Source organism: Paenibacillus sp. J22P143 (genome assembly GCF_059692035.1).
The window spans coordinates 153,162-165,710 of sequence record NZ_JCAUAQ010000007.1 but is presented as its reverse complement, the minus strand read 5'-3'; the positions used below and the strand labels follow the sequence as shown (position 1 = coordinate 165,710).

General features: G+C 46.3%; 12 protein-coding genes. 9 read left to right on the top strand and 3 right to left on the bottom strand.

All coding sequences use genetic code 11. The annotated features are described in order from the left end of the window. Positions 1-73 precede the first annotated feature (73 nt). From AC58PQ_RS14075 to AC58PQ_RS14060, 4 genes are all read left to right on the top strand, one after another. The gene (locus AC58PQ_RS14075; RefSeq protein WP_497242547.1) at positions 74-910 is read left to right on the top strand and encodes a tetratricopeptide repeat protein; all 837 of its coding nucleotides are present in this window, start codon (positions 74-76) and stop codon (positions 908-910) included. A 498-nt stretch (positions 911-1,408) separates the two neighbouring features. Continuing rightward, complete coding sequence (locus AC58PQ_RS14070; protein ID WP_497242546.1) at positions 1,409-1,687, top strand: hypothetical protein; 279 nt, start codon at positions 1,409-1,411, stop codon at positions 1,685-1,687. Positions 1,688-1,739: 52 nt separating this feature from the next. Beyond that, the gene (locus AC58PQ_RS14065) at positions 1,740-2,261 is read left to right on the top strand and encodes a YbjN domain-containing protein (protein ID WP_497242545.1); all 522 of its coding nucleotides are present in this window, start codon (positions 1,740-1,742) and stop codon (positions 2,259-2,261) included. A 341-nt stretch (positions 2,262-2,602) separates the two neighbouring features. Beyond that, positions 2,603-3,178 carry a hypothetical protein gene (locus AC58PQ_RS14060; protein ID WP_497242544.1) on the top strand — a complete coding sequence of 192 codons (576 nt, stop codon included), beginning with the start codon at positions 2,603-2,605 and terminating at the stop codon, positions 3,176-3,178. Between the two features lie 45 nt (positions 3,179-3,223). Here AC58PQ_RS14060 and AC58PQ_RS14055 read toward each other — a convergent pair whose 3' ends face one another. Together AC58PQ_RS14055 and AC58PQ_RS14050 are read right to left on the bottom strand one after the other, a co-directional pair. Continuing rightward, a complete protein-coding gene (locus tag AC58PQ_RS14055; RefSeq protein ID WP_497242543.1) occupies positions 3,224-3,952 on the bottom strand; it encodes a hypothetical protein in 729 nt (242 codons plus the stop codon). A gap of 175 nt (positions 3,953-4,127) precedes the next feature. Then, positions 4,128-5,543: an RNA-guided endonuclease InsQ/TnpB family protein gene (locus AC58PQ_RS14050; protein WP_497242542.1), complete on the bottom strand. Its 1,416-nt coding sequence runs from the start codon at positions 5,541-5,543 to the stop codon at positions 4,128-4,130. A 178-nt stretch (positions 5,544-5,721) separates the two neighbouring features. On the opposite strand from AC58PQ_RS14050, the gene AC58PQ_RS14045 reads away from it, so the two are divergent. The 3 genes from AC58PQ_RS14045 (at position 5,722) to AC58PQ_RS14035 (ending at position 8,035) form a co-directional block, all read left to right on the top strand. Then, positions 5,722-6,192, top strand: a complete 471-nt coding sequence (locus tag AC58PQ_RS14045) for a GNAT family N-acetyltransferase (protein ID WP_497242541.1) — start codon at positions 5,722-5,724, stop codon at positions 6,190-6,192. 84 nt (positions 6,193-6,276) lie between these two features. Continuing rightward, on the top strand, positions 6,277-6,702 hold the full coding sequence (locus AC58PQ_RS14040) for a GTP pyrophosphokinase (RefSeq protein WP_497242540.1): 426 nt from the start codon (positions 6,277-6,279) through the stop codon (positions 6,700-6,702). A gap of 112 nt (positions 6,703-6,814) precedes the next feature. After that, complete coding sequence (locus AC58PQ_RS14035; protein WP_497242539.1) at positions 6,815-8,035, top strand: ATP-binding protein; 1,221 nt, start codon at positions 6,815-6,817, stop codon at positions 8,033-8,035. Positions 8,036-8,105: 70 nt separating this feature from the next. On the opposite strand, the gene AC58PQ_RS14030 is transcribed toward AC58PQ_RS14035, so the two are convergent. After that, positions 8,106-10,247, bottom strand: coding sequence for a methyl-accepting chemotaxis protein (locus AC58PQ_RS14030; RefSeq protein ID WP_497242538.1), 2,142 nt, complete (start codon positions 10,245-10,247; stop codon positions 8,106-8,108). A 292-nt stretch (positions 10,248-10,539) separates the two neighbouring features. Between AC58PQ_RS14030 and AC58PQ_RS14025 the strand changes: the two genes are divergently transcribed. After that, on the top strand, positions 10,540-11,658 hold the full coding sequence (locus AC58PQ_RS14025) for a sulfate ABC transporter substrate-binding protein (protein WP_497242537.1): 1,119 nt from the start codon (positions 10,540-10,542) through the stop codon (positions 11,656-11,658). 17 nt (positions 11,659-11,675) lie between these two features. Next, positions 11,676-12,512 carry a sulfate ABC transporter permease subunit CysT gene (cysT, locus tag AC58PQ_RS14020; protein WP_497242536.1) on the top strand — a complete coding sequence of 279 codons (837 nt, stop codon included), beginning with the start codon at positions 11,676-11,678 and terminating at the stop codon, positions 12,510-12,512. Positions 12,513-12,549 lie beyond the last annotated feature (37 nt).

Sequence of the window (12,549 nt, the reverse complement as noted above, 5' to 3'; positions counted from 1 at the left end):
AGGTGGTATTCGGTCTTTATTTTTTGGTACAATGTGTCTAACTTACTAGAGGTTGTAAAGGAGAGTTATATGCATGCCGCCTATCCTAAAAAGTATTCTTAAAATTATCGTTGTGCTTGTCGTGATTTTCATGGGGTTTAAGGTTAATTGGCTAGTGGGAGTAGCTGCGATTGTAGGTATCCTAGGTTATTTTGTTTATGTGAATCGATCTACTTTCTATGCTCAGAGGGGCAATCTGGCCTATATGAAGGGTGATCGTGAACAAGCGTTGGTTTGGATGGAAAAAGCGTACCTTTCCAAAGCCTTTCTGCCGAAACAGCAGATTGGTTATGGCTATTTGTTAATGAAGACAGGTGATCTGACTAAGGCTGAACAAATGTTCGAAGAGGTCCTGCAGACATCGAATGCTTCGGAAATTCGTATGCAAGCGAAGCTCAACGTGGCAACGGTGTACTGGCTGCAGAACAAAAGGGACGAGGCTTTCAGCATATTGCAAGAGTTAGCGCAGTCCGTTAAGACTACGCTGGTTTATGGGAATTATGGCTATTTCCAAATCTTGCATGGAGACATAGAGGCAGCACTTACCTATAATCTCGAGGCCTATGACTATAATGACAACGATCTGACCATTATGGATAACTTAGCGCAAAACTATTATATGCTCGGTCGTCTGGATGAAGCTGATGAGATGTACACCAAGGTGATCGCGAAAACACCTAAGCACGCGGAGTCCTATTATTTCTATGCACAAACGCTCCATAAACTCGGTCGAACGCAGGCAGCTCGGGCGCAGCTTGAAACGGCGCTGGGGAAGGAACTCGCGCTCGTTACCCCTTTAACCAAGGAGGATATTGAGTTATTCTCAAGTCAATTAGGTGACGATGAGGTTGATCAAGTGAAAGGGGAATAGGTTGAAGCGGCACAAGCCCACAAGCCCCTTCTAACGGACACCATAGTCGTTATTTGACTAAAATACAGGGATATCCAATTCTAACGGCCGTCACGGCCGTTATTTACTTCCATAAGGTACATTTGAGCACACAAATCAGTAAATAACGCTCCTCGTGTCCGTTAGAAATCGAAACTGCCTATATTTCATGTAATAGAGGCTGTCAGGTCCGTTAGCATAACCGAATGAGGATAAACCAAAAGCCGGAGGCTGTCCTCAATGTCATTAAGTTAAGCTCAAAGACAAAACAGGGAATAAAGATGGATTCGAAACGGCATGGGAAAAAGCCCTGTGCCGTTTATTTTTTTATGTAAACAAGGAAAAAAGCGTACAGCAAACAAAGCGGATGGGATATCCGCTTAAAAAAATGTTCATGTGAAACCGAATTATGCTACTCTATAGACGAAGCTAACGGATGATTTCGAGCGGATTTTGCGCGTATTCTGCTGCCCTGGGCGAATGGGTCAAATCGGCAAAAGGCTTGAGCTCACGAAGATTGCTGCGGATATTGCTACGCTTACAGGGGGAGGAGCTCAAGTGGGGACTCCGCTCAAAATCGTTGCCACAGGTATTGGAGCAACGATGCCTATTGCAAGATCCATGAAGCAAGCTGGACGTGATCGCACATCGAAGGCAGGGGCTTGGGGAATTACTAAAGCAGTCTTCAATGCGGATAAATCGACGGAGAAAAAGCTTGAAAACGTGCTCACGATACAGAGAACGATCCAGTTAAGCTGAAAAGCGCCATTGTTGAAGCGATGGGCAAGAGAGAATAGGAGATTGAACAGACATGCTGACAGAGCTTGCACATGCGCGTCATTTGGCGCAGTTAGGGCAATTGAAAGAGATCTTAGATGAAGCTGAGCTTGCCACGAATTTATTAGAGAAATCCGAAGCTATTCCGCTGCATGTGCTAATAGCCGGGTTTCAAGAGGATAGTAAAGGGCGAGATCGCTTCCTTCATTTTAGCTTCTTACCGTTGAATGATGACGAAATTGTCGCTATTCAACTGCTGCAAATCTACAGTACACTGCCATTTCATCTAGAGGCAAGTGCTCGTGAAGGTGTAGCCGCGCTCTTACTAGAAATTAATACGCGCTTGCCAATAGGTCACTTTGGCGTTAATGAGGAAGGCGAGATCCATTACCGCTATGTGTACAGCCTATCGGCTTCCCGTACGTTCGAAAGTGACGAAGTGCTGGAAATCCTTACCCTGTACGTATACATGTGTGATATGTTTGCAGAGCACATTGAGCAGGTTGCCAGCGGTGAAGCGAATGCAGAGCAGGTTATTCAGGCTTTAAGATCATAGTAAAGTGAAAGCCCTCTAGCCCATTGTGGGATCGGAGGTCTTTCTTTAATTTAAGCTAAACCATTGCCCTTTGCCCGTCATGCGCAAGAATAAGAGTGGTCAACCGCTCTTAAATCGGACCCTAAGGACGAAAAGGCTGAAATAGAGGTGGTCAACCGCTCTTATTGAAGCTAAACCGTTGCGCTTTGCCTGTCATGAGTGGAAATAAAAGGGATCAACCGCACTTAAATCGGGCTCAACGGGTGAAAAAGGTGAAATAGAGGTGGTCAACCACTCTTATAGAAGTAACCCCCGGCTCTTTGCCTGTCATGAACTGGATTACAGAGAAAAGGAGATTACCTTTGGTAAAGAAAAGAAAGTCAAAGCCAAATACACCTAGAGTCAAGCGGATGAAGCAGGACGCTAGGCTACAATCCGCGGTGGAGTGGGTGAAGAGGTACGAGGGGAGCCATATAATAAAAGGTTATAGTAAGCACTATGGTGTAAATGTTGGAAGTGCCGTAGCCGAGCTTCGCATACTCGGGGTGCTGCTCACTGAGAAGATGATAAAGAATGCCGAGCAAAGTGCTTTTAATCTGCAAGCGGCGAAAAAGGCTCGTAAAGAAAAGCGGCTGCGACGTGTGCAAGAAGAGCAAGTACAGTACTCAGACTCAGATGAGACCTATGCTTTTATTGCGGGATATACGGACTGGGGATTTCCTTATGGAATCACGTGGGAGGAAATGGAACGGATTTCAGATCAAAATAGCCTGCAAGCAACGATGCCTCCTCGTATTCAGAAAGTGAATTCCGAACCCAAGGATCAAATGGATTGTCCGTATCTCGTGATTGGTGGAGTTGAAGAAGTGCCATTTTGTCTGAATGAATTTATACGTTATTACTCTGAGCCTGTAAAAGAAGACAACCAAAAGAACTGAGAACACAGATCTCAGTTCTTCTTCATTTCCTCGGAAATATTCGACTTATTTCACCTTGTTTTGCAGCAGTTCAACAAACTGCTTGCCGAAATCTCCCATTTGCCCGCCTGCAGGGCGATTACCGCCACCGAAGCTGCCACCATTTTGGCCTCCGCCATTGGCATTACCACCGCTGGCACCGCCATTCGCTCTTTGGCCGCCACCTTGCTGGCCATTTCCTGCACCATCGCCCGCATTAGCTCTAGGCTTAGCAGAAGCATCTGGCGTCTGGGCTTTGCCTGCATCGCCTGAACCGCCATTGCGATTGCCCTGGCCTTGGCCATTTTGTCCGGCATTACCTTGTCCGTTTGGACCTCCGTTGCCACCGTTACCGCGATTCGTCATGCGTGTTTCTGCATCTGTAAGGAAGGCCTTCTGTGCATCGGTCAGCTTGGCAAGCAGCTTGGTTTTATTGTCATCGCTGAGCTCATTTTTCGTGACGATATCTTGAGCGACAGGCAGCATAGCTTGCGCTTGCTCCTTCGTGATGGTCAACCCATCCGCTTTATCCAGCATCATCAGCATTTGGAAAGTACTGAAGAGCTGTCTCTGCGCTGGATCCATAGCAGGACGGTTTGGTTGGTTATTCTGTTGGCCGTCTCCTGCGGCCTTCTCCGATTGTTGTCCAGGCTGCGAGTTGTTTGCCGCTGCGGTTTGGGTGTCAGATTGATTCCCGCATCCTGCTAAAAGAATGGGGATCAAGATGCATATGCTTGCTAGTTTATTCATATTCATACGTGTAAGTATCACTCCTATTATTTTAGTCCACGGTGTCATTATACGATGATATTATGAAATAATAGAGAAAACAACCTGAATATAAGCTTAAAGTTAGCAGATGAATACTCCCGCCACTTACCTTTAGCTAAAGCTAAGGTTGAAGTAGGGGTTTCTAGTGTATCAACCTTACTTATTTCAGGATGCTTAACACCAGTGGAGTTGACACATTGATGGTTTTTGTACCATCCAACCCCTCTATCCCATTAGCTTCCTTGGCGGATACTTTTGGGAATACTTTTCGCATAATGTTGGCTGCGCCATTAACATCGGCATGGATCAAACCATTCGCACTCTTATACAGTCCGCGATGAATTCGTTTCCCTGAGAACGTCCATGTGCCCTCTTCGTCATAACGCGGCAGTGGATCATTTTCCAAGAAACTGGCTTTCGAGGTGTAGGCTTCTTCTGTCATGATGACGGCAATCCCCCGTTCAGTCGCTTTATATTGGATCATCGAGAGAAGAAGCTGATGAGGGACATGACAAAAGGACTGATTGTTTCGCCGCCCGATATCGGATGATTGCTTCCACCCGTCGTTATGTCCGATGACGATTGTGCCGATGTTTTGCTCCACAGCCAACTTGATGATATGATAACTCGCCTTGTGGAACAAATCTTTGAGCCTGCGATGGTGCTTCAGATGCAATCGTTCTAAACGGTGGGAAGTATGTACACCTTCTTGCGGTTCCTTACCTTGCCGAAGAATACCTGTATAACGAGCCTTCATCTTGTTGTAATACTGATTGATGGCTTTCACTACCTTGCCCTTCAACAACACCGGTTTGGATCCGGTCGTTGTGACGATGGTTGCAAGATTGTCTACGCCGAGGTCGATCGCTAGTAAATGTTCTTTCTCTGCTTCTCTCTCTTCAATCCGACGTGCAAAGACCATTTCCACCACGTATTGCCCATATCTTGGAACAACACGTACCTGCATCAACTGTCCATCGGTATAACCCAGCTTTCCGATGTTAAGCTGTATCCGCGTTTTCGGAAGTTTAAGATATTTCCGTTCCTTGATCACACAATCCTGATTCGTGAAAACCACTTCTTTTGCTTGACTGCGAGCGTAGCCAGGAATCCGTGGCTTTCCACTATACTTTTCAGGATGGTTACGATAGTCCTTGATACTGGCAAAGAAGGACTTCCAGTTCTGAAACACAACCTGCATAACCCCTTGACTACTCTGCGTAGGGAGCGGACGATAATCGACTTGTGCCATCACTTTGAATAAGGCGTCCAGAAAGCGGTAATTGATAAAAGGACTCTCCTGCGATGGTAATTGGAAAGGCCGGGAACTATTCTTCTCGCTCAGTCGTTCATTCATGGCGTCGATGTGCGTCTGCAGTGTTTCCATCACTTGCTGCTGTAATGGCTGTAGGGGTTGATTCTGCCCGAAAACAGTAAACACTTGTCTGATATAAAAGTTGGTCGTGTTGTAGAGGTTCTTGGCATCCTGACACATCTGCTCCAGGTACGCATACAACCGATGTCCGGGTTTGATCCATACTTGATAGGTTCTGTAAACTGACTTTGGCTCTGACATGACTTCACCTCCAGTCCATACAGCAAATTAGAACAAGTGTTCTATGATTATTTTACCGCATATGAATTGGAAAAAGAAGAACATTTAGTGAGGGAACTCTGGAAGTCGCGGATTCACCTCGCTACTTGGTGGGAGTCCTCTCCGCGGAATTGATAGAATGACAATAGGGAGGCGCTAAATGGAGTTTAGAACGATTGATGTGGTAAAGGATCGTGCAACGATTATTGCGTTTCGTAAAGATTCCTATGTCGTAAGCTTCGGAAGTGAAGAAGGTTTCGGTGACGAGGACGAATATGTCAGAAGGATTGCAGCTCGCGCTATACGATTTCCCGACGGGCTCGTGCTGATCGAAGAAGATGGACAACCCATTGGACAACTGGAGCTTCAAATTGTTCTCCATGAGGGCAGCTATATCGGCTATGCCAATTTATTCTACCTGATCCCATCATACAGAGGGAAAGGGTACGGTCGACAATTAGTGGCGTATGCGGAAGGCTTTTTTGAGAAATATGCCGTAAAATCCTATCATTTACGAGTGGCACCGACGAATCTGCGCGCTCTGCATTTGTACGAGAAATGTGGCTTTCGCCTCATAGAAAAAGAAGAAGATCAACCCAACGCTGTCTGGCGAATGGTCAAGGATCTCTAGTCGCGATGCAGCTATCCAAAAACCCGGAGTTATGCTATAAATGGTGAAAAGCTATGTCACAATCCATGTGAGAGGGAGACATCCATGAGCACCATAACGAAAGCAATTTTAATAGCGGCTAAGGCACATGATGGTCAGGTAGACAAAGGGGGAAACCCCTACATTTTACATCCCATCCGATTAGCTAGTATGGCGAAATCTACGGAACAAACGATAGTTGCTGTGTTACATGATGTTGTGGAGGATTCGACTTTTACCCTATTTGATTTGAAAAAAGAAGGCTTTAGCTTACCCATCCTTGAAGCGCTGGATTGCCTGACTAGAAGGCCAGATGAATCCTATGAAGGATTCATTAAGAGAATCAAAGTAAATCCATTAGCCTCGTTTGTGAAGCTCTTGGACTTAGAAGATAATTGTGATCTGAGTCGAATTGAACATCCTACCCGCCAAGACTATGAAAGAATCGATAAATACAAAAAAGCGATTGCTGATTTGAAATTTGGAAGCTGACACCCTAGGTGTCAGTTTTTTTGTCGAAAAACACTTGTGGCGAGAGGACACCAATCGACATACGAAATGTGCTTTATGCCATATGATAAGTGTATGAGTACGGGCTGACTATATGAAGAAAGGGTTGATCGCCATGAACAACATAAAAATATCCTCAAAAGGTATCGAAAAAGCGCTTCGTAAGTTTGATTATTTGCAAGCTATTGCCGAATACATTTGGAACGGTTTCGACGCTGAGGCTACGGCGGTAGACATAACTCTTCATAAAAACATACTCGACGGCGTAGATCAAATCGTGATTGAAGATAACGGCTATGGCATTAAGCTCAAAGATTTAGAGGGGAAGTTTACGCCTTTCTATGAATCCGAGAAGGGTGTGGATCCTGATAAAAGGGGCAGAACGACCTCAGCCATGCACGGTAAAAATGGGATAGGTCGCTTAACCTTCCACCATTTTGCTACTGAGGCCATTTGGCAAACCACGTATGAGGACGGTCTCCTGCTCAAAAACACGTATAACATTCACATTCATGCCAAACGGTTGGATGCCTATCACGTGACGAAGCCTGATGTAACGGATAAGGACAGAGGGACGATCGTCACGTTTAACAATATCATCAAGGAGTTCGTGGTTGAGGATTTTCTGGCATTTTTGAGCAGAGAATTTGGATGGTTCTTGGAGTTGCATGCGGACAAGCCCTTCGCTATTCGTATTAATGGTGAACGGTTGGACTACGCTAGCTTGATCGCGGAAAAGGAAACCTTTACATCCGTTCATCCGATGTCCCAAACGAAATTTCGCATCACGTATATTCGTTGGGAAGATCGGATGAATCATGAATATTCGAAGCTCTATTTTATCGATTCGAAGCTGAAAGAGCAGCATAAACAGCCAACGACGTTTAACAATAAAGGCGATTCCTTTTACCATAGTTTATATATTCAGAGTAAGCTATTTGATCAGTTTGATTTTAGCAGTGAAGATCCAAGCGGGCAGCAGTCGTTTACATTCGGTGCGAGTCGAAAAAGCGATGCTTTTCAATTTCTGTTAGATGAGCTGGGCACGTTTATTAGTGAGAAAAGGCAGCCCTATTTGCACAAATTATCCGATGCCGTCATCAAGGAATTTGCTGAAGCGAAGGCGTTTCCAGCGTTCACAGGTGATCCTGAGGCGGCCAGCCACCGGGATGAATTGGAAGCGGCGATTCGTGAGTTATGCCATGCGGAGCCAAAGGTGTTTGCTAGATTGAATCCCGAACAGAAGAAGGTGCTTGCGCACCTGATCCATCTCATAGGTTCAGAGGAGCGACAACGGTTGATGGCGACTCTGTAATATAATCAAAACAAGAGACGCTCGAATGAGTGTCTCTTGTTTTGTATATGGAGGTGAGGGCCCAATGTACTTACAGCTTAAATTTGTCCACTAATACGAGTAACTCCTCTGCCATGTGTGTAAGAGCCGAAGATGAGGATGAAATTTCTTCAATAGCAGCCAGTTGCTCTTCTGCTGCGGCAGATACATGTTGGGTGCCGGATGCAGTCGCTTGAGCTACACTGGAAATTCCTTCAATGGCTTGAACAACTTGCGTTGTTCCGGCGGAAATTTGCTGAGTTACTGCTGAAACCTCTCTCACTTGGATATTTACTTCATCAACAAAGTGTTCAATCTCGGAAAATAGGCTTCCAGCCGTAAGAACGACTTTCATTCCAAGATTTACTTCTTTAATAGCGGATTGCTTTGATTCCTGAACCCTATCAATTTCATTGAGAATGGTATGGATTAGATCTGCGATTTTTTTCGTCGATTGGGAAGATTGTCCGGCAAGTTTCTTTACTTCATCTGCAACTACAGCAAATCCACGCCCGTGTTCGCCTGCCCTAGCTGCTTCAATTGCAGCATTAAGAGAGAGTAGATTGGTTTGCTGCGATATTTCTGTAATTACATCAGTGATTTGGCTAATCTCTTGGGAAGTAACGGCTAGTTGAGTAATTACTTGTGAGAGTCCATCCACAGAATTGCTAATGGAACTCATCTGTCCTATAGCTGTCTGAATAGCGCGTCCACCTTCCGATGATTTCTCAGAGGCTGTTGTTGTCGTCTCCGCAACAGATTGTGCACTCACTGCAATTTGTTGAATTTTTGCTGATACTTTATGAATCGTTTGGACGCTTTCCTCTACTTTGTATACCTGCTGACTGGCCCCGTCCGCCATCTGTTCGGTAATATCGGCAATATGTCCGGAGGCATTGGAACTTTGTTCTGCGCTTGCCAATAGCTGCTCGGAAGAAGCCGCCAATTGATTAGAGGTTTGGCTTACTTCAAACAAAACGGATTGGAACGATTCGCAAATATGGTTAAAGCTGTTCGCGACGACTCGAAACTCGTCCTTTGTTCCGATTTGAAACCGTGCAGTCAAGTCCCCGTCGGCTAGTCGTACCGCAGCCTTCTCCATGTCCAAAACAACACGAGTGATCGAACGATAAAGCGCCAAAAACAAATAGATGGATACCAATACCGCTACGATACTAATCAGTTGAATCCAAATCGTCTGCTTCGTCTCACTCGTAACACGCTCATGTAGACTTTGATCGATCCAAGCGATCCGCCCACTCCATTGCTCATGTAAGTGATCTGCCACTTCCTCAGATAACTTTTGCCAATCCTGCACATTTAGTGTAGCTCTAAGTGGCAATACAACGTTTGACTGAACGTCATCCAACATACGCGTAATCGTTTCCTGCGTTTTCGCGTCTCCTTCTTTCACACCAGGATGCGCGACTGCATGGCCGGGGTCGGACAAAGCTTGGAAAATAGCTGCCCATTCCGTATTAACCGTTTCCGCTCCCGCTGCAATCTTATTCTTATCATTCGCAGCGATCGTCGATTGCGCAACGGCCAACAGCGTATCGGCCTGAAAATTGTCGAGGTGGAGCAAGAGTTTGGGAAATTGCCGAATGGTCTCATCCTTTAGTTGAAATAATTCTGGTTGTGAATCTAAAAGTAGGCCCGACGCCAATCCCCACCGATCGGTTAGTCTGGATAACTGGTTTAACAGTACCGAATGAGCGTCAAAGCTTTCAATGCGTTTTAGTTCTGGTCCTTGCGCTTTTAACTGGTTCCATCCCTTGACGAAATCACTCCACGTCTCCTGCAATGATGGATTCCCGCCTTCCTTCGCCACGTAGATCCCAAGAGTTTCGATCGAATGATCCGCTTTGGTTTGTGCAGCTTTCCAACGCTCGACATTGGACGGATTTGTACGAGCACTTTCTTGAAGCGTTCGATGCAGTTCCAGCGTGCGTAATAGATCACCTACCGTACGAACGGCCCCCAAACCATCAATCTGCTTCCGAACAGCAGATAGCGAGGCGCGGGAGTCGATGAGGGATTGCCCCGTCAATACGAGCAATGGGACGAGCACCACAATGCCGATCAGCGCAAACTTACCCAAGAACGAAAGCCGATTCAATAATAAGATCCCTGGTTTTAAGCCGAGCGATTCAATAGACCGCCACTGTTTGATGAAAAGAATAAATGATTTCATAGCAGTCAACTATCTCCTTTGCTAATTCAAGTTAAATGGCATACAAGTATAATTCAAGATAATGGAAATAAAACTATTCCGATGAATTTACTGCGCTTTGGACTTTATCATAAAGATTTTACCATGTCAACAATTGGAAAAACTTGTTCCCGCCTGCATATGCCTCCAAAAATTTTCTATTGACAGATGTTTCCTTAAGATGATAAATTAATTCAAACATAATACCAAGTAAACGCATAGGAATTATTGTTTTAACTAAAAAATGAAGCAGTACAGAGAGGGGTTATTATTCATGGGAAACACTTTAGCTTGGAAGCCGCTTTTAAAACGAACATCGTCATTATTGGTGCTGTCTGCACTCGTTGCAGGCACGGTGGCATGCGGAGGCAAGGCAACAACGACACAGCCGGCTGCCACGGCGGCAGCTACAGCAGCGGCTACGGCAGCGGCCAGCGCCAAACCAGCAGGGGGCAAATCCTACGAGCTACTCAACGTATCGTATGACCCGACGCGCGAGTTATATGAAGCCTACAACAAATCCTTCGCCAAGCAATATGAGGAGAAGACTGGCAACAAAGTAACAATTAAGCAGTCTCACGGCGGTTCTGGCAAGCAGGCGCGTTCCGTCATTGACGGTATCAAGGCTGACGTGGTAACACTGGCGCTATCCGCAGATATTGATCCTTTGGAGAAGGAAGGCCTGATTCAGCCAGGCTGGGAGAAGGAGTTTAAATTGAACAGCGCGCCTTACACGTCAACGATTGTGCTACTCGTTCGCAAGGGCAATCCGAAAGGCATTAATGACTGGGATGCTTTGACGAAACCAGGTGTTGAGGTCATTACACCGAATCCCAAAACATCTGGCGGTGCGCGCTGGAACTACGTCGCAGCCTGGGCGTACTCCCTGGGTAAAGGCAATGATGAAGCTCAAACGAAAGCGTTCGTAGGAAGTATTTACAAGAACGTCAAAGTGCTGGGCACCGGCGCCCGCGATTCAACAACAACATTTGTTGAGCAGGGAATTGGCGACGTGCTGATCGCTTGGGAGAACGAAGCCTTGTTATCCGTTAAAGCGGAACCGAACAAATATGAAATCATCTACCCGTCCGTCTCCATTCTTGCTGAACCGCCAGTTGCGATTGTAGATAAAGTCGCAGACAGCAGAGGCACGCAAGAAGTTGCTAAAGCATATCTCGACTATTTATACAGCGATGAGGGCCAAATAATTGCAGCGGAAAATTTCTACCGTCCGACGTCTGAGGCGATTGCAAAGAAATACGAGTCCAAATTCCCGAAACTTAAGCTTGTGACGATTAATGATGCGCCATACGGCGGTTGGAGCAAGGTACAAACCGTTCATTTCAATGACGGAGGCATCTTCGATCAGATTTATAAACCGGCAGCCAAATAAAAGGGGTTAACCTCATTATGCAAACAGGTTGGAAAAATAAAAGCATACTCCCTGGGTTCGGCGTCACTATGGGCTTTACCCTGCTGTACTTAAGCCTAATCGTACTAATCCCGCTATCCGCGCTCATTCTGAAGACAGCGACGATGCCCTGGGATCGTTTCTGGCAAATCATCACCGACCCGCAGGTGGTCGCTTCGTATAAGCTAACATTCGGCGCCTCGCTCATTGGGGCATTAATCAACGCAGTTTTCGGCTTCATCGTAGCCTGGGTCTTAGTGCGATACAGCTTTCCAGGCAAAAGAATTCTGGACGCGCTTGTCGATATGCCCTTCGCACTTCCGACAGCCGTGGCAGGCATTGCTTTAACCAGCCTCTACTCAACCAAAGGATGGATCGGCGCCCTCCTGGAGCCGTATGGCATTAAAATTGCATTCACACCGCTGGGTATCATCATCGCACTAACCTTTATCGGGCTGCCCTTCGTGGTACGGACGGTGCAGCCTGTCATTGAAGAACTGGGGGCCGATACAGAGGAGGCAGCAGCGACACTAGGAGCTGGACGGCTGCGTACGTTCCGGAAGGTCATCTGGCCGGAGCTGCTACCGGCCCTCTTGACCGGTTTCGCTCTGGCCTTTGCCCGAGCGATCGGCGAATACGGCTCCGTGGTATTCATCGCTGGTAACATCCCGATGTTCACCGAGATCACGCCTCTGCTCATCATGACGAAGCTCGAACAGTACGATTACGCTGGCGCTACGGCCATTGCCGTTGTCATGCTAGTCGTTTCGTTCCTGTTGCTGTTGCTCATAAACTTCGTGCAATGGTACGCAAACCGCAAAGTCGTCTCAAGCTAATTGATCATCAGGACCGTAAGTAGAAGGGGAGGAACCG